At 64.9% G+C, this 22,367-nt stretch carries 20 protein-coding genes; 7 read left to right on the forward strand and 13 right to left on the reverse strand.

The genetic code is table 11. The features are described from left to right. Positions 1 to 6: 6 nt before the first annotated feature. Positions 7 to 342, reverse strand: a complete 336-nt coding sequence (locus J7E80_RS14140; RefSeq protein ID WP_215052579.1) for a DUF1508 domain-containing protein — start codon at positions 340 to 342, stop codon at positions 7 to 9. A gap of 240 nt (positions 343 to 582) precedes the next feature. Between J7E80_RS14140 and J7E80_RS14145 the strand changes: the two genes are divergently transcribed. Next, entirely contained in the window at positions 583 to 2,982 is a 2,400-nt protein-coding gene (locus J7E80_RS14145; protein WP_215052581.1) for a phosphoketolase, read from the forward strand. Between the two features lie 11 nt (positions 2,983 to 2,993). Here J7E80_RS14145 and J7E80_RS14150 read toward each other — a convergent pair whose 3' ends face one another. Further along, the gene (locus J7E80_RS14150; protein ID WP_215052583.1) at positions 2,994 to 3,425 is read right to left on the reverse strand and encodes a VOC family protein; all 432 of its coding nucleotides are present in this window, start codon (positions 3,423 to 3,425) and stop codon (positions 2,994 to 2,996) included. Between the two features lie 224 nt (positions 3,426 to 3,649). On the opposite strand from J7E80_RS14150, the gene J7E80_RS14155 reads away from it, so the two are divergent. Then, complete coding sequence (locus J7E80_RS14155) at positions 3,650 to 4,270, forward strand: L-threonylcarbamoyladenylate synthase (protein ID WP_215052585.1); 621 nt, start codon at positions 3,650 to 3,652, stop codon at positions 4,268 to 4,270. 34 nt (positions 4,271 to 4,304) lie between these two features. On the opposite strand, the gene ligD is transcribed toward J7E80_RS14155, so the two are convergent. Continuing rightward, positions 4,305 to 5,327 (reverse strand): non-homologous end-joining DNA ligase, encoded by a 1,023-nt coding sequence (gene ligD, locus J7E80_RS14160; protein ID WP_215052587.1) that lies wholly within the window; start codon positions 5,325 to 5,327, stop codon positions 4,305 to 4,307. A 177-nt stretch (positions 5,328 to 5,504) separates the two neighbouring features. Here ligD and J7E80_RS14165 point away from each other — a divergent pair, with 177 nt between their 5' ends. Continuing rightward, a complete protein-coding gene (locus J7E80_RS14165) occupies positions 5,505 to 7,442 on the forward strand; it encodes an amylosucrase (protein WP_215052589.1) in 1,938 nt (645 codons plus the stop codon). A gap of 312 nt (positions 7,443 to 7,754) precedes the next feature. Next, positions 7,755 to 8,423, forward strand: coding sequence for an alpha/beta family hydrolase (locus J7E80_RS14170; RefSeq protein WP_215052591.1), 669 nt, complete (start codon positions 7,755 to 7,757; stop codon positions 8,421 to 8,423). 59 nt (positions 8,424 to 8,482) lie between these two features. On the opposite strand, the gene J7E80_RS14175 is transcribed toward J7E80_RS14170, so the two are convergent. The 6 genes from J7E80_RS14175 to J7E80_RS24430 all read right to left on the reverse strand — a co-directional run bounded on the left by J7E80_RS14175 (position 8,483) and on the right by J7E80_RS24430 (position 16,311). After that, a complete protein-coding gene (locus J7E80_RS14175) occupies positions 8,483 to 10,663 on the reverse strand; it encodes an elongation factor G-like protein EF-G2 (protein WP_215052593.1) in 2,181 nt (726 codons plus the stop codon). 153 nt (positions 10,664 to 10,816) lie between these two features. After that, positions 10,817 to 10,966, reverse strand: coding sequence for a hypothetical protein (locus tag J7E80_RS14180; RefSeq protein ID WP_215052595.1), 150 nt, complete (start codon positions 10,964 to 10,966; stop codon positions 10,817 to 10,819). A 184-nt stretch (positions 10,967 to 11,150) separates the two neighbouring features. Then, positions 11,151 to 13,862, reverse strand: coding sequence for an ATP-dependent helicase HrpB (gene hrpB, locus J7E80_RS14185; protein ID WP_215052597.1), 2,712 nt, complete (start codon positions 13,860 to 13,862; stop codon positions 11,151 to 11,153). A 44-nt stretch (positions 13,863 to 13,906) separates the two neighbouring features. Continuing rightward, on the reverse strand, positions 13,907 to 14,287 hold the full coding sequence (locus tag J7E80_RS14190; RefSeq protein ID WP_215052599.1) for a VOC family protein: 381 nt from the start codon (positions 14,285 to 14,287) through the stop codon (positions 13,907 to 13,909). Between the two features lie 170 nt (positions 14,288 to 14,457). Then, positions 14,458 to 15,366 (reverse strand): LssY C-terminal domain-containing protein, encoded by a 909-nt coding sequence (locus J7E80_RS14195; RefSeq protein WP_311380840.1) that lies wholly within the window; start codon positions 15,364 to 15,366, stop codon positions 14,458 to 14,460. Between the two features lie 360 nt (positions 15,367 to 15,726). Then, complete coding sequence (locus J7E80_RS24430) at positions 15,727 to 16,311, reverse strand: DM13 domain-containing protein (protein ID WP_215052601.1); 585 nt, start codon at positions 16,309 to 16,311, stop codon at positions 15,727 to 15,729. Positions 16,312 to 16,460: 149 nt separating this feature from the next. Between J7E80_RS24430 and J7E80_RS14205 the strand changes: the two genes are divergently transcribed. Continuing rightward, on the forward strand, positions 16,461 to 17,048 hold the full coding sequence (locus tag J7E80_RS14205) for a hypothetical protein (protein WP_215052603.1): 588 nt from the start codon (positions 16,461 to 16,463) through the stop codon (positions 17,046 to 17,048). Between the two features lie 10 nt (positions 17,049 to 17,058). Here the strand turns inward: J7E80_RS14205 and J7E80_RS14210 are convergent, their stop codons facing one another. Both J7E80_RS14210 and J7E80_RS14215 read right to left on the reverse strand, forming a co-directional pair. Beyond that, positions 17,059 to 17,880 (reverse strand): hypothetical protein, encoded by an 822-nt coding sequence (locus J7E80_RS14210; protein WP_215052605.1) that lies wholly within the window; start codon positions 17,878 to 17,880, stop codon positions 17,059 to 17,061. A 233-nt stretch (positions 17,881 to 18,113) separates the two neighbouring features. Beyond that, entirely contained in the window at positions 18,114 to 18,434 is a 321-nt protein-coding gene (locus tag J7E80_RS14215; protein ID WP_215052675.1) for a metal-sulfur cluster assembly factor, read from the reverse strand. Positions 18,435 to 18,726: 292 nt separating this feature from the next. Here J7E80_RS14215 and J7E80_RS14220 point away from each other — a divergent pair, with 292 nt between their 5' ends. Continuing rightward, positions 18,727 to 19,305, forward strand: coding sequence for a flavin reductase family protein (locus tag J7E80_RS14220; protein WP_251036874.1), 579 nt, complete (start codon positions 18,727 to 18,729; stop codon positions 19,303 to 19,305). Here the strand turns inward: J7E80_RS14220 and J7E80_RS14225 are convergent. Both J7E80_RS14225 and J7E80_RS14230 read right to left on the reverse strand, forming a co-directional pair. Next, positions 19,302 to 19,907, reverse strand: a complete 606-nt coding sequence (locus tag J7E80_RS14225) for a ferritin (protein WP_215052607.1) — start codon at positions 19,905 to 19,907, stop codon at positions 19,302 to 19,304. The two genes, J7E80_RS14220 and J7E80_RS14225, sit on opposite strands and share 4 nt — an antisense overlap. Before the next feature lie 230 nt (positions 19,908 to 20,137). Further along, positions 20,138 to 21,055, reverse strand: a complete 918-nt coding sequence (locus J7E80_RS14230; protein WP_215052609.1) for a LysR family transcriptional regulator — start codon at positions 21,053 to 21,055, stop codon at positions 20,138 to 20,140. A gap of 98 nt (positions 21,056 to 21,153) precedes the next feature. On the opposite strand from J7E80_RS14230, the gene J7E80_RS14235 reads away from it, so the two are divergent. Further along, positions 21,154 to 22,359, forward strand: a complete 1,206-nt coding sequence (locus J7E80_RS14235; protein WP_215052611.1) for an FAD-binding oxidoreductase — start codon at positions 21,154 to 21,156, stop codon at positions 22,357 to 22,359. Positions 22,360 to 22,367: the final 8 nt, after the last annotated feature.

Here is a 22,367-nt window from a genome sequence, read left to right on the forward strand (position 1 = left end):
CTTCTGCTAGCGGCGCGAACCTGTGCGATGCGTGTGTGCGGCGAGGGCGATCCTGTCCTTCACCGCAAGTTCTGCATGGAGGCGTTTCCTTCTGAGACTCTCGTGGGCCGAAAGTGCCCTCAGCGTGCGCAACCTGCGTCGGAATGGCTCACCACGGTGGCCCGAAGACATGTCCCGGATAAGGCCGGTCCCGGCAACTTCCCTGATAAGGCTGATTCCTGCGGCCGCCTGTCGTTTCGTCGGAAATGCCTCCGATACGGCCAGCAGTTCACCGGACGGGCCACGAAGCGTGGCGCGAAACCCGCCGTCGGGGGAATCTATGATTTCGAAGTAACCGGACATGGCACTTGCCTCCGTTTCTCCCTGCGCTGACAGGACGCGTCATGGGCCGCCGACAGCTCTCCGGTCATGATAGATCCGGTCCCCGGCAGCAGTCCACGCTGCCCGGGGCTTCGGCGGGGCTCGATGGGCCCCGGCCAGTGTTGGACCCCCGGCCAGTGGTGGGCACCCGGTCAGTGTCGGGCACCGGAGGATAGACTGTGCCACGTCAACGCTCTAGCGGGTCTGACGAGAGGCAAGCGCATGGGCGACACCCCGGCAGCGGAGGCTGGTTCGACCGAAGATTTTGAGCTGCTGAACCGGTACTGGAACGCGGCCAACTATCTGACAGTGGCCCAAATCTATCTCCAGGAGAATCCGCTGCTGCGGGAACCGCTGAAGCCCGGCCACATCAAACCACGGCTGCTGGGACACTGGGGAACCGGGCCAGGGCTTTCCCTGATCTACGTGCATCTGAACCGGCTGATCAAGCGGACAGGCGCCGAGGTCCTCTTCCTCGCCGGACCGGGCCACGGCGGACCGGCAGTCGTGGCGAACGTCTATCTCGAAGGCACCTATTCGGAGGTGTACCCGGAGATCAGCCGGGATACGGCGGGGCTGAGGCGTCTGGCCCGCCAGTTCTCAACGCCCGGCGGCGTGGGAAGCCACGTGGGGCCGGCCACGCCCGGCTCCATCCATGAGGGCGGCGAACTGGGCTATTCCCTCATGCATGGCACCGGCGCGGTCATGGACAACCCCGGACTGATCGCTGCCTGCGTGATCGGCGATGGCGAGGCTGAGACTGGGCCGTTGGCAGCGTCCTGGGATGCACCGTTCTTCCTGAATCCGGCCCGGGACGGTGCTGTCCTGCCCATTCTCCACCTCAACGGGCACAAGATTTCCGGCCCAACGGTCCTTGGCCGCCGCTCCGACGAGGACGTCGAAGCCCTCCTCCATGCCCACGGCTGGGCGCCGGTCGCGGTCTCCGGAGACGACCCCGCACAGGTGCACCGGGAACTCGCCACGGCCATGGACAGCGCCTACTCCACCATCCGCAGCCTGCAGGACACCGCCGGAAGCAAGGGTGTGGCGGCCGCGGCCCGCTGGCCCGCCATCATCCTGCGGACCCCCAAGGGCTGGACGGGGCCGCACACAGTGGACGGCACCCCGGTGGAGGGAACGTTCCGCTCCCACCAGGTACCGCTGTCAGGGGTCAGGGACAATCCCGAGCATCTCGCACTGCTCGAACAGTGGATGCGTTCCTACGACCCCGACAAACTGTTCGACGCCGACGGCCGGCTGGCACCCGAACTGGCGGCGCTGGCGCCCGAGGGCGCGCTCCGGATGGGATCTGTACCTGCGGCCAACGGCCGGCCGTCCGTTCCGCTGGAGATCCCGCAGCTGGAGCAGTACGCCGTGGACCCCGGCGAGCGCGGTTCCACCAGCATGGAGACCACGAAGCCGCTCGGCGAACTCTTCCGGGACCTCTACCGTGCCACGGAAGACAATCCCCGCTTCCGGCTCTTCTGCCCGGACGAAACCAACAGCAACCGCCTGGGCGCCGTCTTCGAGGCCAGCGACCGCTGTCTGCTGCTCCCGCTCCGCAATGGCGAGGCTCAGACCGGAGACCATGTCTCCGCCGATGGCCGGGTCATGGAAGTCCTCTCGGAGCACCTCTGTCAGGGCTGGCTGGAAGGCTACCTGCTAAGCGGACGGCACGGCTTCTTCGCCACCTACGAGGCGTTTGCCATGATCAGCGCCTCCATGACCGTCCAGCACGCCAAATGGCTCCAGCATGCGCGGGAACTCGAGTGGCGCTCCTCCGTTCCCAGCCTCAACATCCTGCTGACATCGACGTGCTGGCGCAACGACCACAACGGCTTCAGCCACCAGGGCCCCGGACTGATCGACACCGTCCTCTCCCTCTCGGGCGAGGTGACGCGCATCTACCTTCCGCCGGACACCAACACTCTGTTGGCCACAGCCGAACACGCACTGCTCAGCACCGACTACGTCAACCTTGTGGTGGTGGACAAGCAGTCACATCCCCAGTACCTCACCCTGGACGAAGCCCGTATTCATGCCGAGGCAGGAGCATCGCGCTGGGACTGGGCGGGCAACGAGGATGCCGGAAGCGCTGCGGAGCCGGACATTGTTCTTGCCAGCGCGGGCGATATCCCCACCGAGGAGATGCTGGCTGCCGCCTGGCTCCTGCAGCGCCACGTCCCTGACGCCCTCGTGCGCATGGTCAACGTCATGGACGCCATGGTGCTGCCTCCCCGGGACACCCACCCGCACGGTCTCGACGACGGGACGTTCAGTTCGCTGTTCACGGACAGCTGCGATGTCGTTGTCGCCTGGCACGGCTATGCGCGCTCGTTCCACCAGCTGCTGCACGGACGGCCGAACCCAGAACGTTTCCATGTGCGCGGGTACAGCCAGCAGGGAACCACCACCACGCCCTTCGACATGGTGGTGCTCAACCGGATGAGCCGCTACCATCTCGCGCTTGAAGCGCTCCGACGGATGCCGCGGAAGTTCCCCGGGGCTGCTGAGTTGGCCGGCCATTGCAACCGCCAGCTGGCTGCCCATGCCGAATACATCCGCGAACACTTCGAGGACCTCCCCGAAATCCGCGAGTGGATCTGGAGCCCGCCCCGCTGACCAGAGCGGGCTCAGGCGCTGGGCGCCGCCTGGGGCCCGGTGATGTTAACCAGCCAGGCAACCCCGAACTTATCGGAGCACATGCCGAAGGTGTCACCCCAGGGTGCCGGTTCAAGCGGCACCGTCACGGTGCCGCCGTTGCCGGAGAGCTTGTCCCAGTAGCCCCGCAGCTCGGCCTCGTCCTCTCCGCTCAGGGAGATGGAGATGCTGCTGCCGGATGTGTACTCCATGCTGTTGGGTGTGTCGGCGCCCATGAGCACGAGCCCCTTGTCCGTGGTCAGCATTCCATGCATGATCTTGTCCGCCTCAGCCGGGTCCTCGCTGGCATGGAACTCGCCGAAAGTGCTAAGGGCCAGGTCTCCGCCAAAGACGGACTGGTAGAAGCTCATCGCCTCGCGCGCGTTGTCGCGAAAGCCAAGGTAAGGGTTGAGCACTGTGGGCACGGGATTCTCCTTCAGGCTGTTTCTCATTGGTGGGTGGCGGGCCGGGGATTGCGGCTGCCGCCGGGACACGAAACACTTCACATGGTGCCCCAATCCGTCCGGGCTGCATAGGGGGCAGCCGGGTCAGTTGAAGGGCACGTCCGGCGGCCTGCCCTGAATCATTCATGGGAACACGCTCCGCGGGGACGAGTGCGGGAAGTGCCGGCGGGCCGTAGGCTCATGTCATGGCGAGATACTTCGACGTTCATCCCCAGGATCCCCAGCCGCGCGCAGTCTCCCAGATCGTGGAGCTCGTTCGTTCCGGTGGCCTGATCGCATACCCCACGGACTCGTGTTACGCATTAGGTGCGCAACTGGGCAACAAGGAGGCGCTGGACCGGATCCGTACCATCCGCCAGCTGGATGACAAGCACCATTTCACCCTGGTCTGCCGGGACTTCGCCCAGCTGGGACAGTTCGTGCACATCGGCAATGACGTCTTCCGCCGTATCAAGGCTGTGACGCCGGGCAGCTACACCTTCATCCTTCCCGCCACCAAGGAAGTCCCGCGCCGGCTGCTGCATCCGAAGAAGAAAACCGTGGGCGTGCGCATTCCGGACCATAACTTCGTCCAGGCACTCCTCGCCGAGCTGGGCGAACCGCTGCTGTCCAGCACGCTGCTGCTGCCGGACGAGGAGGATCCGCTCACGCAGGGCTGGGAGATCAAGGAGCGCCTGGATCATGTCGTGGATGCCGTGGTCGATTCAGGCGACTGCGGGGCAGAGCCGACGACGGTCGTTGACTTCTCCAGCGGCGCTGCCGAGGTGGTTCGCCGCGGAACCGGCGATCCTTCGCGCTTCGAATAGGACGGCCGGGCACCGCCCGTATGCAGACGAGCGCTTACTCCTGCTTCTTCGCCCGGCTCGGCTGCACGCGAGGCGGCTCGCCGGGCATCTTCGGGTAGTCCGGCGGGAACGGCATTTCACCCAGCCCGTCCTTGAGGTCCCGGTCCCACCAGCCAAGCAAGGTGTCTATGGTGCCCGGTTCCGCGTTCATGTCCGCCCACGGGTCCCCCACGGCCTTCAGCCGTTCGGGGACGGTGAGGATGGTGAAGTCCTTCGGGTTGATGTTCTCCAGTTCGTCCCAGGTAATCGGACAGGAAACGGGGGCGTGCGGCAGGGCCCGCGGGCTGTAGGCGCCTGCGATCGTGCGGTCACGGTTTGCCTGGTTGAAGTCCAGGAAAATACGCTCGCCGCGCTCCTCCTTCCACCAGTTCGTCGTGACCTTGTCCGGCATCCGCCGCTCGAGTTCCCGGGCGGCGGCGATAACGGCATGGCGCACGTCCAGGAATTCGCGCTTCGGCTCGATCGGCGCATAAACATGAAGCCCGCGGTTCCCCGACGTTTTGATGAAGGCGTTCAGCCCCGCCTCGGAGAGCACCTCCCTCAGCGCCAAGGCCGCGGGGACGGCGTCGTCGAAGTCCGTGCCGGGCTGGGGGTCGAGGTCGATGCGCAGCTGATCCGGGTTGTCCGAGTTTTCAGCGCGCGACGGCCACGGGTGGAACACCACCGTGTTCATCTGCACCGCCCACACCGCGGCCGCAGGCTCGTCCAGGACCAGCTGGGGATGCGTGCGGGCACTGGGATAGATCACCATGACCGACCGGATGAAATCCGGCGTCCCTTTCGGCGGATTCTTGGAGAAGAACTGCTCGCCGTCGACGTTGCCTGAGAACCGCTGGAGCGATACCGGCCGGTCGCCGTTTGCCGCGATGAAAGCCTCTCCGACGTCCACGATGTAACGGGCGAGATCGAGTTTAGTCAGGCCCACCTCCGGCCACAGGACCCGGCTGGGACTGGAGATCCGCATGTCCCGGGAACCGTTAGGGCCGTCTACGGTAAGGGTGGTCTGTTCGCTGGCCATGGGGACAACCTACCCCGCGGGGCCCGCTGCGTCAGTACCCCGGCGCCAGGACCTTTGCACCGGGACACGGGGGAAGAAACATCTGCCGTGTCTCTGGGCAGCCGCTGGCGCATCTGTAAGGATGTGAACTGACCTTGCGCCGCCCGGTGCCAAGAACCGTCGAAGGGGATACACTCCATGGTCGAATCCGCCAGTCTGGACCACGTGTCCGGCCAGCAGGTGCTTGGCGCCGTGGCCAGGCAGGCCGGCATCGCGCCGGGAGACCGGGACTGGGCAGACTTCGAGCAGCGATTCAACCGCCACTTCCCCGATCTGGCCCGGCTGTTCCACTCGCTTTACGGCTCACGGCCGGACTTCCAGGACCAATTGACTTCCCTTGTGCTGGAGTGTGCCCGCGCCTGGAAGGATAGGCCCGCGAATCTGAAGGTCCTTGACTCCGAGCGGGAGGCCAACAGCGATTGGTTCCAGTCCAACCGCATGCTCGGCGGGGTCTGCTACGTGGACCGGTATGCCACTGATCTTGAAGGCGTGCGCGCTCGGATTCCCTACTTCAAGGAACTCGGCCTGACGTACCTGCACCTGATGCCGCTGTTCCTGGCCCCGGAACCGCTGTCCGACGGCGGCTATGCGGTATCCAGCTACCGGGTGGTCAATCCCAGGCTCGGGACGATGGACCAGCTGCGCGACCTGGCGGCTGAACTGCGGGCCAACGGCATCAGCCTGGTCGTTGACTTCATCTTCAACCACACGTCGAACGAGCATGAGTGGGCCCGCAAAGCTGCCGACGGCGACCCACGCTACAGCGACTACTACTGGATCTTTCCTGACCGGACCATGCCCGACGCGTTCGAGCAGAACGTGCGGGAGATCTTCCCGGAAGACCACCCTGGTTCCTTCGTGCCGCTCCCCGACGGCCGGTGGGTATGGGCCACGTTCCACACCTTCCAGTGGGATCTGAACTACTCCAATCCGGAAGTCTTCCGTGCCATGGCCGGAGAAATGCTCTTCCTGGCCAACCAGGGCATAGACATCCTGCGGATGGACGCCGTCGCATTCATCTGGAAGCGGCTGGGAACTTCCTGCGAGAACCTGCCCGAGGCCCACACGCTGCTCCGGGCCTTCAACGCCGTCTGCCGGCTCGCCGCACCATCTCTGCTTTTCAAATCCGAAGCCATTGTGCACCCCGATGAAGTGGCCCTGTACATCGATCCCGCCGAATGCCAGCTCTCCTACAACCCGCTGCAAATGGCGCTCATCTGGGAGGCCATGGCCACGCGCGACGTTTCGCTGCTCGCGCAGGCCCTGGAGCGCCGCCACAGCATTCCGTCCGGAACCTCATGGGTGAACTACGTCCGCAGCCACGATGACATTGGCTGGACGTTCGCCGATGAGGACGCCGCCGAACTGGGGATCAACGGCTTCGACCACCGCCGCTTCCTGAATTCCTTCTACGTCAACCGCTTCCCGGGCAGCTTCGCCCACGGCGTGCCCTTTCAGGACAACCCGCGCACTGGCGACTGTCGCATTTCCGGAACCACGGCCTCCCTTTGCGGGCTGGAGGACGGCACAGCCGAGGCGATCCGGCGGATCCTGCTTGCCCATTCGATCGCTTTCAGCACCGGCGGCGTCCCCCTGCTGTACCTGGGCGACGAGGTGGGCCAGCTCAATGATTACCAGTACGCGCTCGAGGACGGACATGAAGCCGACAGCCGCTGGGTGCACCGGCCGCAGTTTCCCGCGGAGCGCTACGCCCAGCGCAACGACCCGTCCACGCCGGAGGGGGCCATCTTTGCCGGGCTGCGCAGAATGACGGCGGTCCGCGCCAGCGCGCCTGAGCTGGCCGGCACCCGCCTCATTCCCTTCGCGGCGAACAAACGGGGCGTGCTGGGCTACCAGCGTCCCGGCGAAGGGACGCTGATACTTGCCCTTGCAAACTTCAGCGACCAGCCCCAGGTGATTTCAGCGGAAACGCTGTCCGGCTTCGCGGCCGAGGCCCTGGACGTCCTTTCGGATGCCCAGGTCCGCATCGACCAAGGGTTCGTCCTGGGCCCGCAGGACTACGTCTGGCTCAGGGTCACGGCTGCAGCCCCAGGATTCGGCAGCCCCCTCTCCTGACAGCCATACCGGCCTTCCCCAATACATATCCAAAGGTTTCTACAGGGAACCTTGACCACAATGGCAGTGCTGGTCCGGAAAGCCCTCCAGGGCCGGCACACCGCCCGACCCGGCACGATTAATCAGCCGGGCCGGGGCCGGTGGGCTCCGCGCACTCTGGGCTACTCGAGAGTAGACTTACAACAGGCCGGCGGCGGACAGCGAGACAGGTTCCCCCATGCCTGGTGCTCGACCCAGCCCGCCGTCGGTCTCCGTCGTTCATCGCCTGCACCAGAATGATGTATCCGCAGTTCAATCCGGCATTATTGACTCATGCCCGTTGCTGAATCCCCTGTCACCATTGCCGTCGGAGATCTTCAGGTCTCCGCCGTCCATGCCCGGCCCGAGAACGCGTTTGCAACCCTCGTCGTGGCCCACGGGGCGGGCGCCGGCATGGAGCATCCGTTCCTGTCCGGTTTCACGCGCGCCCTCAACGACGACGGCGTCGCCACCTTGCGCTTCAACTTCCCCTACCGCGAGGCAGGCAGGAAGTTTCCGGACCGGCCCCCGCTGGCCATCGCCACATGGCGGGCAGCGATGGAGGCGGCCCGAACCGGCGCGTCAGACGGGGAGCCCGTCTGGGCGGCCGGCAAGTCCTTCGGTGGCCGCATGGCTTCGATGGCGGTTGCCGAAGGGATGCCCGTGAGTGGGCTGGTCTATCTCGGCTACCCGCTGCATCCGCCCGGCAAGCCGGAAAAGCTGCGGGACGAGCACCTGTACGGGCTGACGCAGCCCATGCTGTTCCTTCAAGGGACCCGCGATACGTTCGCGACCCCGGAGCTGCTCGAGGACGTTGTTTCCCGGATCGGCAGCGCCGCGAGCTTGGAATGGTGCGAGGGCGGCGACCACTCCTTCGCCGTCGCGGGCAAAAAGCGCAGCGCCGAAGAGACCGGCGCGTCCCTTGCCGCACCCGTCGCGGCTTTCATGCGCGCGAATGGCTGAACCGGGCGGCACAACTGAACCGGGCCGCTGGCCGGCTTCCCACCCGCTAAGGGCCGGACTCACGCATTGGCGGCAGCCGACGTCGCGCTCGCAGGCACCGGCTCGTGCCGCAGGTAGCTGCGCCGGAAGCGGCCCGTCCCCGCGGTGAGCGCACGCAACTGAACGGCGTAGCGCAGGAGCTCGCCGTCCGGCACCTCCGCGGTGACTTCCGTGCGGTCCCCGCCTGCCGACGTCGTACCCGTCAGCCGTCCGCGGCGGGAAGATAGATCACTCATGACCGGGCCGACGAACTCATCCGGCGTGCTGATGGTCACCGACGAGACGGGCTCGAGCAGCTGGATCCGGCCAGCTGCAGCCGCCTCTCGCAGGGCCAGCGCACCGGCGGACTGGAACGCGGCGTCCGAGGAGTCGACGCTGTGCGCTTTGCCGCCGACGAGGGTCACACGGATATCAACTACGGGGAACCCGGCTGACACGCCTTTCTGCATCTGGGCGCGGACGCCCTTCTCCACGGACGGGATATAGTGCCCTGGAACCACACCGCCCACGGTTTTATCGACAAACTCGAACCCTGCGCCGCGTTCAAGGGGCTCGACTTCAATGTCACAGATCGCATACTGTCCGTGACCGCCGGATTGCTTGACATGGCGTCCGTGGCCGGCAGCGGGTGCGGCGAAGGTTTCCCGCAGGGGCGTCACGACCGGGACAGTCTGCAGCTTCACGCCCTGGTCCCGCAGCCGGTCCAGCACCACCTCGCCGTGGGCCTCCCCCATGCACCAGAGAATCAGCTGGTGGGTTTCGGAGTTGCGTTCCACCCTCAGCGTCGGATCGCCTGCCGCCACTTTTCCCAGGCTCTTGGCGAGGGCGTCTTCGTCACTGCGCGATGCTGCCTCAACGGCGAGGGGCATCAGCGGCTCTGGCATGTCCCACGACTCCACCAGCAGCGGGTTCTCCTTGGCCGAAATAGTGTCACCGGTCTCTGCATTCGCCAGCTTGGCGATGGCGCAGATGTCGCCGGCGACGCAATACGGCACTGGCTTCAGGCTGGCCCCGACCGGTGAATAAAGATGCGTGAGGCGTTCATCGCTGTCATGGTCCTCATGGCCTCGTTCCGCCAGCCCGCGGCCGCCGACATGCACGGCCGAATCCTCCCGCAGCGTGCCGGAAAAGATGCGCACCAGGCAGACCCGTCCCAGGAACGGGTCGATAGTGGTGCGCACCACCTCACCCACCAGCGGCCCCGCAGGATCGCATGTCAACCGGCCGGCAGGATTACCGGCCAGGTCCGTCACGGCAGGCAGCTCGCGCTCAGCCGGCGACGGGAATGCGCGCGTCAGCATTTCCAGCAGCTCCGTCAGGCCCAGCCCCGTTTCCGCCGACGTGGCGAGGAGAGGAAAGAAAGAACCGCGGGCCACCGCGGTTTCCAAGTCATCTACCAGGATGTCGACGTCGATCTCCTCGCCGCCGAGGTAGCGGTCCATCAGCGTTTCATCTTCGCTCTCCGAGATGATCCCCTCGATAAGCGCTCCGCGAGCCGTCTCCGATGCCGCCAGCTCCTCGGCGTTGGCGTCCCGCACCTCCGGGGTGGGGTCTCCGTCACTGTAGTCCGAAACGGTCCGGGAGAGCAGCCCGAGCAAGCCGGTGATGTTGGTCCCTGTTCTCACCGGAAGATAAGCCGGCAACACGGAATCGCCGAAGGCTCGCTGGCAGGCAGCGACCGTCGCCTCGAAGTTCGCCCGCGGATGGTCGAGCCGGCTGATAACCACCGCCCGGGGCACTCCGACCTGGTCGCACTCGGCCCACAGCGCTGTGGTGGAGGCATCAATGTCGTCCAGGGCGGACACCACGAAGATCGCTGCATCCGCCGCCCGCAGACCTGCCCGCAGTTCGCCGGTGAAATCCCCATAGCCCGGAGTGTCGAGCAGATTCACCTTGATACCGTCGAACACCAGCGGGGCCACCGACAACACCACTGAGCGCTGCTGGTGGATTTCGGAGGGCTCCGCGTCGCTGACGGTAGTCCCGTCCTCGATCGAGCCCTTGCGTGATATGACGCCGGTTGCGGCCAGCAGGGCGTCGAGCAGCAGGGTCTTTCCAGCGCCCGAGTGGCCCACGAGTGCAACGTTGCGGACCTTCTCCGGCGCATCGGCCGGCGCTCCGGCGGATGCATCAGCCCGCCGAAGATCAGAACTACCACGGCCGGGGCCCTTGCCCCGGCCATTTGTGCCTTTCAGCGACATGACCATCTCCTGGCGTTCTAGTCGTCAGCTCCGCGGCATGGTGGCGCGGCCTGTGTAAGACGATTCGACACCCTGAGGCGGCCGAACAGCAATAGGGAGAACGGTGTCGCTGCGAAACCGGAGGCCGCAGCAAGTGACCCGACGCGGACACCCCTAGGCTTCGTCGTGCCACCACCCTTCCCAGGCAGCGGATGACAGCTGGCCGCTGGGAAAGTCGGTGACGGCCTTGCCGCCGTCGAATTCGGAGTCATCATCATTGGGGCGGGAATCGAGAAGGAGGGTCAGGTTACTCCAAAGCAGCATGGTTGTGTCCTTTCATGCGTCACTGAGACCACGGTGTCTGAGTACGCCCTAGCGTAGCTGCGCAATGTTTCGCTGCAACGACTCAACGTTTCCGGTATGTATCGGTAATCTATCCAGGCACCGCCATGCCGGTGCAGTCACCTGATGCTTCCACGAATCCCGCTTCCGGCGGGTTAGTCCGCCGTCAGCTCCTGCTCTTGACCCTTGCCGTCGCGGGAGCCGTCCACGGGTCTTCTGGCCAGGGATGCTTGGGATAGCGGCCCCGCATTTCCGACCGGACCTGCGCATAGGGGCCGGACCAGAAGGACCTTAGATCATCGGTCACCGCCAGCGGCCGCCTGGCCGGTGAGAGCAGATGGAACAGCACCGGCACCCGCCCGTCCACCAACCGGGGCGTCTCAGCCCAGCCGAAGCATTCCTGCAGCTTGACCGCCACCACGGGCCGGCCGCCGCCGTCCCCGACGTCCGGGTAGTCGATCCGCACCCTGGAACCGCTCGGTACCGTGAGCGACTCCGGCGCCAGTTCGCCAAGCCGCGCAGCATCGGGCCAGGGAAGCAGCCGCCGCAGCGGTTCGGTCAGGTCAATCCTGTGCGTCGGTGCTCCGCCGGCCAGGGCCTCGAGCTCCGGCGCGAGCCACGTGTCGAGCCCCGCCAGCAGCGCCTGGTCGGAAACGTCCGGCCACGGATCCCCCAGTTCGCGGTGCAGCAGGGCGAGCCGGCGGCGCAAGGTGCCGGCCGCCGTCGACCATCCAATGATGCCAAGCCCCTCCTGCTCGAGGGCACGAGCCACGGCGGTGCGACCCTCTTCCGCGGAGGGCCGCACCGGAGTCGAAGAAAGCATGATCGCTCCCAGCCGGCGTTCCTGCCGGGCAGAGACCTTTCCTTGGCCGAACTGCGCCTCCACCGTTTCGCCAAGGAGGTGCCGGGCGGCAGCTTCCGCCGCATCAGCCGTGAGCGGCGCGGCGGAACGGATGACGGCGCCGGTCCCCGCCGCGTCGCGCCCTTCGGCGCGCGACACCTCGGCTACCGCGAGCCACTCATGCCCGGAAAGGGTGCTGCCAGCCGGCAGGCCCGCCCGTGTGCCGGAGGTCAGCAGGTAGCGCTCCGGCCCCGCGCCGGGGACGCGGCGCGCCACCCGGTCCGGGAATGCGAGGGCGACGACGAAACCGGCGGCTTCCGCGGCGCTTGCCGGAGCGGCGGGCCAGGAACGTTCTGGCGTCCCGGTACCTGACTCTTCAGTACCGGCGCCTTCCTGGCGGGCGATCGCCTCCATTCGCCGGACGTCCTCGGCCCAGCGCCGGGCGGCGGGCTCCCTGCTGGTGCGTAGTGTCGCCAGAAGCCGCGGCAGATCAGCGCCGGGGGCGCGCTGGTCCCCGGATACGACGGCGACCGTCTCAGCGGCGGTGCGGTGACCGACAGCGGCGGCGCCATCCAGAAGGGCGCGGGCCAGCCGCGGGTCGGCGGGGATCCGGGCGAGGGTCTTGCCCAGGTCCGTGGCGTGGCCGTCGGGGCCTGTTGCGCCAAGTTCCCGCAGCACTTCAACGGCCTCATCCATCGCAGCCCGGGGCGGGTCGTCCGGCAGGGCCAGCCCCCGGCCGCCGGGCGATCCCCAGCAGGCGAGAATGAGGGCGGCGCCCGTCAGGTCTGCCGCCGCGATCTCCGGTGTCCGGTGGGCCGGTGCGGCACCGAAGGTCTTCTGGTCATAGCAGCGGACCACACGCCCTGGCCCCTGGCGGGCCGCCCGCCCGGCCCGCTGCTCGGCCGACGCGCGGGAGCAGGACACCGTCACCAGGCCCGACATGCCGCGGCTGGTATCACGCCGCGGCTCCCGGGCCAGTCCCGCATCGATGACCAGCCGGACTCCGGGAACGGTCAGGGAGGATTCCGCGAGCGCCGTGGAAACGATGATCCGCGGGGGGCCGCCGGGTTCCCGTCCCGAAATGGCGCGGTCCTGCTCTGACGGGCTGGCCTGGCCGTGAAGCTCAAGGACCTCGGCAGAGACCGTGCCACGCAGGCGGGCAGCTACCTGTGACACTTCCCCTGCACCGGGCAGGAACACGAGGGCGTCTGTGCCCGGGTCTGCCGCAAGTGCCGCCGCATGCGACGCCGCGGCCACCACGGCCACATGGTCCAGGAGGGCCCGCGTCACGCCCCGGCTGTCCAGCCGCGGCACGCCCGCGGGTGCCCAGTCCACCGTCAGGGGGTACAGCGCGGAGGGACAGTCGACCACGGGAGCCGGCCCGCCGCCGTCGTGATCCCCGGCCGACTCCTCCCCTGCTGTGGCCGATCCGATCAAGGCGGCGAACCGCGGAGCGTCCAGCGTCGCGGACATGGCCACGAGCATGAGGTCGCCGCGGAGCAGGCGGACTTCGGTAAGCATGCCGAGCAGGAGGTCGGTTTCGAGTCCGCGCTCGTGGACCTCGTCGAGGATCACGGCGTCTGTGCCCTCAAGTCCCGGGTCCGCCAGCAGGCGGCGCAACAGGATTCCCGGGGTAACGAACTCGATCAGGGCTCCGGTGCCCGCCTGGCGTTCCCCGCGGACCGTGTAGCCCACCCGGTCCCCCAGCCGGCTGTTGTCCAGTGCGGCCAGGCGCCGCGCCGCCGCTCGGGCGGCAACCCGACGCGGCTGGGTCACCACGATGCGCGGCGCCAGGGCGCCCGCCCGCCGTCGCTCCTGCACGCTGCCGCCGGCCGCGAGGTTGGCAAGCAGCGGCGGAACCAGCGTGGTTTTTCCCGTGCCCGGCGGCGCCTGCACCACCGCAGTTCCGGCGGGGCCTCCGGCGCGCAGGGCGTCGGCCAGCTGCCCCAGTGAATCCGCGAAGACCAGGCCGGCACCGATGGCTCGCAAGTCAAAGGGGCCAAGGGTGCCGGCGAGGTCCGGGGGAAGGGTAGTCACCCGTCCATTGTGCACGGCCAGGCAGCTACGCCGGTCGCACAGAGCTATGGCTGCTGGAAGAGGCTGAGAATATTCCCCTCAGTGTCCAGGAACCAGGCGGCCTTTCCGGCGCTGCTCGTCGCGATGCCGTTCTCGGTCTTCAGTCCCGGGAAGTCATAGTCCTCAAAGACAACACCACGGCTTCGCAGGTCCTCAACCTCGCCCTCGAGATTATCGGTCGCCCAGCTCAATTGTGTGTTCTTCGCTGTTCCCGCGTTGTCGGTCAGATAGAGCAAGAAAGCCGTTCCGTTCCCGCAGCGGTAGAGCAGATTCTCTTCGTCCAAGGTTTCCGAGGGTTCCAGGCCGAGGACATCCCGATAGAAATTCTTGGCCCTGGAAATGTCCTTCGCGGGAAGGACAGCGATGACCTCACGATCCTTTAGCATGATGGTTCTCCTTCGTTATCAGGTTCCGGGCAGCTTGGACTGCCAGTGCGCGGCGACGTGATTCTTGCTGTGAGGCGGGCAAACCCAGTCGCTCCAATGCCGGTTCCACTCCACAGATTCCCAGGTCATCTACCTGGTCAAGATCAGCGACCGGCGTGACCCTTCTCCTTTCAAGGGGCGCTGATGGGCACCATCGTAGGCTTCGGTCCTTCAGTGTCAATGCCGCGCGGAAACCCAGCGGGAGAGGGCTGCGCCTCCTTTGTATCCAGTAGGGCCGCCGGCGTCAGCCGGACCGGGTCCGATGCTGGTCGACAGAATTCAGATCGATGATCGGAAGGTGGCCGTCGGTGCGGATAGAGTCGCCACCACCGTTGCGGTGGTGGTAGCCGGTAGAGAAGTTCCTGATGACATGCACTGATTCCACCCGCATTGGCAGCACGAAGCGTCTCAATGATGAAATCGCGCTCTTCGTCGGTGTGGTCAGCGATTTTGTGAGTGATCTGGAAGGTGAACAGGGACAGGCCCACGCTTCGGTCATACGTTCCCGCACCTACCCAGTCCACCGCTATGCCGCCGGGCAACATCCAGCCGTCCGGGCACTTCCAAAACCGCACGTGATGCCTTTTGCGGGGGTTCCCGTCGATCTCACGTTGAAATGCCATGTCCTGCCTGTTCCCAAAAACGTAGAGCCAACTGACAGGTGCTGCCGGATAGCTTCGCCCAAGGACCGTGGATTCGAGCGTTCGCCAGGCAGTGGCGGGAGTGAGCGGATCAGCCTCGACCCACCCCGCGGTAGTCATCGCCTGCCGCAACTCATCCGCCGGACCGATCACTGCCACGTTCACCGGGTCGCCGAGCACGCCGTCACCTGTCCGGGTGCGGCCGATGAAGTAGTCCGGAATGTACAGGCTGCTGAGGATCTTGTGCACGCGCGGCAGCAGCGCATAGGCGAGAATCAGCCACACGGGCAAGAACACCCAGACCTGTTCAGGCCCGCGCGCCAGCCGGGCGAGCAGGAAATAATAGACTGCCCAGCCCACTGCCACGGTGACGGCGGCGTACAGCAGGCGCTGGAGCACGGCCAGCACAGTCGCCCAGCGGCCCTGCCAGCGCTCCTTCCGGCTGGCTGACCGGGCATGGTCCGGTTCGGTCGGAACGGTCCGGTTGTCCTTACCCGACGACACTGCGTGTTCTCCTTCTTACGGTTGGCTGCTCACTGATGGCCAGGCCCCCGTGGTTCCCTCAGGCGTCCCAGTGAGCCAGCAAAAGAACTGGGGGGCGCGCCTCTCAGGATAAGCATGAAAGGACGGCGTGTGCAGGCAGCAGGAGCGAATCGAGGCCTGCAAGGCGGAAGTTTGACAGCTGGCCCTTGAGAGGCCAAGTGGAACCGCGGCCGAGAAACCTGCCGACGGGCCTGGGTGTGCTTCTTATGCGACCTGTCAGGCGGCCAGCCGTGCCGCTCCGAATGACACGCTGAACTGAACGCACCATAGATCAACGGACTTGTACTTGGACAGGTCGACGCTCTTGGGGATTTCGTAGACCTGGTTGCCCTGATTTCCTTTGATCAGGCCAAGGTCATGATGCTCGGCAGAACCTGCCGTGTACCAGCCGGCCCGTCCTTCCACCACGTCTGCTGCACTCAGCCAAACATGCACATCGGGCCCGTTCGACGTGTCGAGGTTCTCCAAGGTCAGTATCCGGGAGCCGTCCGGCTTCTGGATGATCCGAACGGTTCCGGTTGTTGCGTGTTCGTGGCTGATCAAGGAACCCGAGCCGATCTGAACCGGCCCGGCAGACGCCGTCGGGCTCTTGGGGGCAGCGGATGGCACAGGTGTGCCCGTTGCAGCCGGCGAGGGTGGCGCTGGAAAGGGGGATGCGGCCACGGTGGGGATCTGCTCATCCACACGGACGTCGACAAACAGGAGCCATGGCTTGAACAGGGCGAGTCCAACAGCGATCACAACGACGGCGACCGCCGCCGCCACAATCACCCAGATTCGCTTCCGGCCATCTGCATTCACAGTGAACACCTTGCCCCTGAAGATTTCCGAAGATGAGGTTGGACGCTGTTTCTGCCCATGCAATCATCGTCCTCGCTCCTGGTGGCAGGGGCAACGGGGAGGATAATTACATCGAGAGCCAACCTTAGCGCGTAGATGAGGGGGTCCGGGTGCAGACGATTCCGCGCATCACCGTGGAGGTGCCGGTACTCAAGATTGGGTCCACACCCTCCGACTATGAGGAACTGGGCAGCTACGTCCACGGTCTGCGCAAGCGGCAGGGACTGCATATGACGCTGCTGCACATCGGCGTCCTGGAGGACTTTTCCCGGGACATCGCCGAATGGACCAAAGGCAACACCAGCACGGCCGACGCCATCCAACGGACAGTTGCCTGGTTGCCGGAGCTACCGATTCTTGGAGGGTTTTCAGGACAGGCCGAAAGGCTTGTCGTACTGGGCGGCGGCAGTGTGTACGGACTCGAAGTTGAGGTGCCCCAGCAGGTCAGGGACTTTCAGGTGTTCCTGGTCCAGGCGCTGCGCGAACTGCTGGACGGGCTGCTCGTGGACAATGTGGACGACTTTATTCTCAGTTCACGCGCGCTGGGGTTCAGGTATCCCCGCTGGAAGCCCCATATCGCGGTGGGCCGCCCGAAAACCAGGGGCGGCGGAGCGTGGGAGATTGCACCGTTGGCGATCGATTTCGGCGCATCACGGATCAGGAACCGCCAATTCCTCCCGGCGATCGACGCCGGCTGAGGTGCGCGAGTCAACTGGTGCGCGAGGTGATGGAAATCACCGCGGTCACGAAAACAGGCAGTGCCGCGGCGGAGGCCAGGACTACGACTGCTGTCCCAACCCATGCCGGAATTCGCCACGAATGCGCTGCGCGCAGAAAGGAAAGCGGAAACGTGCTCATCCAAATGAGCAGCAGCAGTGCACCTATGCCGACGGCCACGCCGGCGGGAGGAAAGACTACAGCGCCGATAAGCAGCGGTGTGTAGTACCTGAACGATTCGTCGCGCCACAGGGGAACCCGTCCGCTCCACCAGCCTGCCGCCGCAGCGACCACCGCGCCATGCAGGACCGCGAGGCCGCCAAAGAGCGCGACCGCAAGCCAGCCGGGTTCGACGATGCTGAAATCGATATTGTCAGCGCGCAAGGGATCCAACAGCGCGCCAAACCATAAGAGAAGGACAGCGCCGAGCAACGGGCCTGCGAGGCGGCCAGTCGGAAGCCAGCGCCGCAGGACAACGTACAGCAACGCGGCAAAATAGCCAGCCGGAAGCCCTCCGAAAAACAGTAGCGCCATCGACCCCTCCAATGTAGGGAAGCCGATGTTGGCTTGAGCTTCAGTGAGCCGGCCCTGGGCGGAATCCGGCGATGTGTGCGCCAGAATGCGCATGATCAGCCGCCCTCCCGGCCATGCGGCAAGCACTGCTGAAACCAGCGCCGAAAAGGTGACGACGTTAGCCCACCAGAAGTACCGGCGGAGCGCGCGCAACTTAGCCTCCGTGCGGGCCTCGCGCTGATCGGTGTACTGAACGGACCCCTCCCGTTGATCCCGGGATGAGGCCTCATCAACCGGCACCCGAATGCGCCTGTTTCCCCAAACGATCACTACGAGGAGTCCGAGAAACAAGAGAAGAGAGCATCCAACGACGATTGCGGCAGTCATCAAGTATCACCAACTCCAAAAGCAGGATGGAGACTATTGTGCTCCCGGCTGCCCGCCGTGGCCACATGCACCGCATGGCTGGGCGCACAAGTAGGTGGGTCTAGGCGCTGAGCCTTGTTCGCAGCCGCGCGGCGCAGCCAAGGATCTTAGGTTTTGAAGCGCAAGGCACGCATCTGGTCGCGGCCGTCTTCAGTGATCCGATCCGGACCCCACGGAGGCATCCATACCCAATTCAAACGCCAATCGTCAACAACGCCGTTCAAGACCTTGGCTACTTGGGCTGCAATCACCTCGGTCAACGCACACGCCGCTGATGTCAAGGTCATTTTGATCAACAGTGCGTTGTCCTGCCCATACTCAAGACCGTAGAGGAGCCCCAGGTCGACGACATTGACGCCAAGTTCGGGGTCGACAACGTCCTTAAGGGCGGCTTTGACATCTTCAAGAGGAGCGCGGACGGGGTTCATTGCCGGAGCAGGGCTGAACTCCGTCTTAGACATTGCTCTCCTCCACGTCATCCGCATGAAGTGATTTTGCCCAGTCGATGGCGTTACGCGGTTGTTCGTCCACTTCAAAAACCCTGCTACAGTCTACGGCAGAAGAAAGGGTAGCCTAACCTAAAAATCTGTCATCCTGAGATCATAGTTCGAAAGCGACACCGTGGAAACACCCCTCCTCATACCGAGGGTGTGCCTTCATTGCAATCTGTCAATGCAAGGACGTGGTCCTCTCGTCCGCCCAACCACCAAGGACCCCTGCATGGCAATCCAGCACACTCTCGCAGCTCGCCGCATGACCCGCACAGCCAAAAACCGGTTTGCGGAGACGCCCAGCACTGAGGACTTTAAGGCGGCTTTCCGCAACCATCCTGCCGGCGTCGCCATCATTACCGCGCAAGGGCCCACTGGCCCGGTAGGCCTGACCGCCAGTTCGGTCTTCTCCGTCTCGGTGAACCCGCCGCTACTGGTCTTCTCCCTCTCCGCTCAGTCATCCTCCGCGTCTGCAATCCGGGAAGCCGGGTCCGTTGTCGTCCACCTGCTGGGCGCAGACCAGATTGACGTTGCCAAGACCTTCGCGACAGGCGGCATCGACCGCTTCGGCGGCACCACCACGTGGCATCGCCTGATCACGGGCGAGCCCGTTTTATCCAGGGCCAATGCCTGGATGCGCGGGACAATTGTCAACGAAATGAGTGCCGGGGACTCCACTGTGGTCGCCGTGCAGGTGCTGCAGGTCAACATCCCCGCCGCTGAGGGCCAGGATGCCGAGCCCGCCCGCCCGCTGGTGTATCACGACCGCTCCTGGCATTCGCTCAGCCCTGCTTCAGCGGTGAGCTAGAGAGATCCCCCCGCGGCGTCCGGAGTGCCGGAGTCGTGGCCTCCGCCACCATGGCCGCCGCCGTGGTGTCCGCCATGTCCGTGATGGCCGCCATGTCCGTGGGCGCCGCCATGTCCGTGGGCGCCGACCCGTTCGCGGGCGAGGAAGTTTTCGATGTCGAAGAGGTTGTCCGCGCGGCGGGCAATGTTCAGCAGCGTGGTCATCGACGCCACTTCCTCCACTTGCTCCTTAAGGAACCAGAGCATGAACTGTTCTCCCAAGGCGTCATTTTCCGCCCTTGCGGCCGCGAAGAGTTCCTTGATGTTCTCTGTGACTTCCTGTTCTTGGGCGAGGGCGAGTTCAAGCGGTTCCTCAACCTTGCTGAAGTCGTTGCGGACGGGCTCCACCCCCGGGATGGTGACGGTGAGTCCGCGGTCCAGAATGTATCGGACCATCATCATGGCGTGGTTTCGTTCTTCCAGTGACTGCCGGTAGAAGTGCCTGGCCAGCTGGGGCAGGTCCTGCCTATCAAACCAGGCTGCAACGGCGATATATTGCTGCGAAGCGGCGAACTCGTTGCCGACCTGGTGTGCCAGCAGTTCTTCGAATCTACGGTTAGCCATCGGGGTCTCCTCGGGTCGTGGTTGAAGGCTGCTGCCGACGCCGGGGCCTTGGCGGCCAGTGCTGCCAGCGGAGGCATAAATGAGGATCCTCTGCTGTCGACTCCGGGTCAAGACCCGCCTGCTCCCGTTTTGAGCAGCGTTCCGTGTGTCCGACGGCAGGCCGAAAACGTCCTCGAGCAGCGGAAACACCGGCACGACAGTCTGCTCCCGATGCGTGACAGCAAGACCGTCTATCGTGGATGCCCGAGCGGCGAGAATGCCTGGATCAACGCGTCCCTCACAGCACTGACGCTTTCCTTTTCAAGCGCCGAGGAGCGCGCGATGGCGACGATGCTGCGGTATGAGTTGCCCGGAAGCGTCGCTACGGGGCTGTTTGTGGGCCGCAGACCCATCATGAGTGGTGTGGCGAGCGTGATGCCCACACCAGATTCCGCCAGTGCGATGGAGACGGCGGTGTCTGTCACAGTGTGCCGGACATTGGGCTCAATCCCTGCCTGCGCGCAGGCGAAGCGGCACGCCCTGCCGAAGTACGTCTCAATGGGCGGGAGAACCCAGTCCGTAGCGTTTGCGTAGTCCACCAAGGCGTCCTTGTCACCGACCATTTCCCCGGTCGCAGGGGGAAGCACCATCAGGAAGGGCTCGCGGTGCAGCAGTTCGGTGACGACACCGCGCAACGGAGGTTGAGGTGCGTCGTCATAGCTCAGTCCCAGGGCTATGTCTATCTGATGGTTAAGAATCGCTTGGGGCATCATTTCAACGTCCACCTCCACCGCTTGGATGGCCACGTGCGGGGTGGTTTTGCGCAGGTACTCTATGGCCGGCTGCATCGCCGAGACGGCAGCAGAGCCGAAGACCCCGAGGGAAACCACCGTTCTTTGCTCCGACTGGGGCCCGCTGAGGGCGGCTGCCGCCTTTCGTTCGTCCTCCAGGAGGATTCCGGCGTGCTGAAGCAGCGTCACTCCAGCGTCGGTGAGCGTAACCCGGCGGCCGTCACGGGCGAAGATCGGTCGTGGAAGACCGGCCTGCAGCGCTGCCATTTGCTGCGAGACAGCACCCGGAGTGAAGCCGAGCGCCTCAGCCGCCGACGTCATTGTGCCCAGTTCCGCTACTACCTTGAAGGTCCTCAGCTGCTCGAACGTCCACTTCATATAGACATTCTATACAAACTGTTGAAATCTCATCGATTGACCTAAACGAAGGATTTAGCCGAAGGTTGTTCCAAGAGGACTTTGTTGGAGGGATCACAATGCAGATAAAACACGTGGACAATGTTGTTCCGTTGGTCAAATCACCCGACCACGCCCTACCGGTGGCGGGCGATGTCGTCATTCTGGGCGGCGGAATCATGGGAACGAGCATTGCCTACCATCTGGCCGAGGCCGGCGTAAAGAACATCGTCTTGGTCGAGCGGAATGTGCTGGGCTCTGGATCTTCAGCCAAGCCCCTGGGCGGCGTCCGCGCCACGTTCTCCGATCCCGGCAATATCAGGCTCGGGCAACGCAGCCTGGAGGCCTACGAGCGGTTCAATGAGAAGTTCAAGACGGACATCGGACTCCGGCAGGTTGGCTACCTCTTCCTGTGCCGGAACGAAACCGAGCTTCTGCAGGTGGAAGACAGCACACATATCCAGAACCACCTTGGTGGTTCGAGCCGGATGGTCTCGCCGGACGAAGCACATCGGATCAACCCTTTCCTGGACCCGCGTGCGCTGGTGGCGGCATCGTATTCTCCGCGAGACGGTTTCGCCGAGCCTTCCAAAGTAGTCCAGGCCTACGCAGAAGCCGCCCGGCAACTGGGGGTGACGATCTGCCAGGACACGGAAATCCTGGACATCGACGCCACCGGCGGTGCGATCCGCGCGGTTCACACAAACCGGGGGTCGATCCGGACTTCCACGGTTGTCTGTACCGCTGGTGCCTGGTCGACGAGACTTGGGGCGATGGCCGGCGTCCATCTGCCGATTGAACCTGTCCGCCGCCAGATCGGCATGACCCCGCAGGGGCTCAAGCCGCTTCCGACGGTTCCGTTCACCCTTGACCTCTCGACGACGCTCTACTTCCACAACTACCTCAACGGGATGCTTCTGGGAATTTCCAACCAGGACCAGGAACCGGGTTTCTGCCGGGAGTTCGACTACCAGTGGCTGCCGGCCTTCAACCGGGCCGCGGAGATCGTCGCCCCGTCCCTGGCCCACCAGGACCTGGATGTCGGTTGGGCAGGGCTGTACGAAAACACCCCGGACCACAACGCAATGATCGGCTCTTCGGACACCGTGGAAGGTTTCATGTACGCCACCGGATTCTCAGGCCACGGCTTCCTGCAGGGGCCAGCCGTGGGCGAACTCATCCGGGACATGTATCTGGGCCGGGAATCCTTCATGGATCCGGAACAGTTCAGTGCAGCAAGGTTTGCCGGTGAACTCTCCCAGGTTAGAGAAGTCCACATCATCTGAGCCCTTCA

The organism is Arthrobacter sp. ISL-28 (assembly GCF_018613875.1).
Lineage (GTDB): Bacteria > Actinomycetota > Actinomycetes > Actinomycetales > Micrococcaceae > Arthrobacter.

Excerpts from the sequence above, each read along its gene's own strand:
- J7E80_RS14140 (WP_215052579.1), bottom strand. The coding sequence starts at position 342 with ATGTCCGGTTACTTCGAAATCATAGATTCCCCCGACGGCGGGTTTCGC.
- J7E80_RS14145 (WP_215052581.1), top strand. The coding sequence starts at position 583 with ATGGGCGACACCCCGGCAGCGGAGGCTGGTTCGACCGAAGATTTTGAG.
- J7E80_RS14155 (WP_215052585.1), top strand. The coding sequence starts at position 3,650 with ATGGCGAGATACTTCGACGTTCATCCCCAGGATCCCCAGCCGCGCGCA.
- ligD (WP_215052587.1), bottom strand. The coding sequence starts at position 5,327 with ATGGCCAGCGAACAGACCACCCTTACCGTAGACGGCCCTAACGGTTCC.
- J7E80_RS14165 (WP_215052589.1), top strand. The coding sequence starts at position 5,505 with ATGGTCGAATCCGCCAGTCTGGACCACGTGTCCGGCCAGCAGGTGCTT.
- J7E80_RS14170 (WP_215052591.1), top strand. The coding sequence starts at position 7,755 with ATGCCCGTTGCTGAATCCCCTGTCACCATTGCCGTCGGAGATCTTCAG.
- J7E80_RS14175 (WP_215052593.1), bottom strand. The coding sequence starts at position 10,663 with ATGTCGCTGAAAGGCACAAATGGCCGGGGCAAGGGCCCCGGCCGTGGT.
- J7E80_RS14180 (WP_215052595.1), bottom strand. The coding sequence starts at position 10,966 with ATGCTGCTTTGGAGTAACCTGACCCTCCTTCTCGATTCCCGCCCCAAT.
- J7E80_RS14190 (WP_215052599.1), bottom strand. The coding sequence starts at position 14,287 with ATGCTAAAGGATCGTGAGGTCATCGCTGTCCTTCCCGCGAAGGACATT.
- J7E80_RS14215 (WP_215052675.1), bottom strand. The coding sequence starts at position 18,434 with ATGAACCCCGTCCGCGCTCCTCTTGAAGATGTCAAAGCCGCCCTTAAG.
- J7E80_RS14220 (WP_251036874.1), top strand. The coding sequence starts at position 18,727 with ATGGCAATCCAGCACACTCTCGCAGCTCGCCGCATGACCCGCACAGCC.
- J7E80_RS14225 (WP_215052607.1), bottom strand. The coding sequence starts at position 19,907 with ATGGCTAACCGTAGATTCGAAGAACTGCTGGCACACCAGGTCGGCAAC.
- J7E80_RS14230 (WP_215052609.1), bottom strand. The coding sequence starts at position 21,055 with ATGAAGTGGACGTTCGAGCAGCTGAGGACCTTCAAGGTAGTAGCGGAA.
- J7E80_RS14235 (WP_215052611.1), top strand. The coding sequence starts at position 21,154 with ATGCAGATAAAACACGTGGACAATGTTGTTCCGTTGGTCAAATCACCC.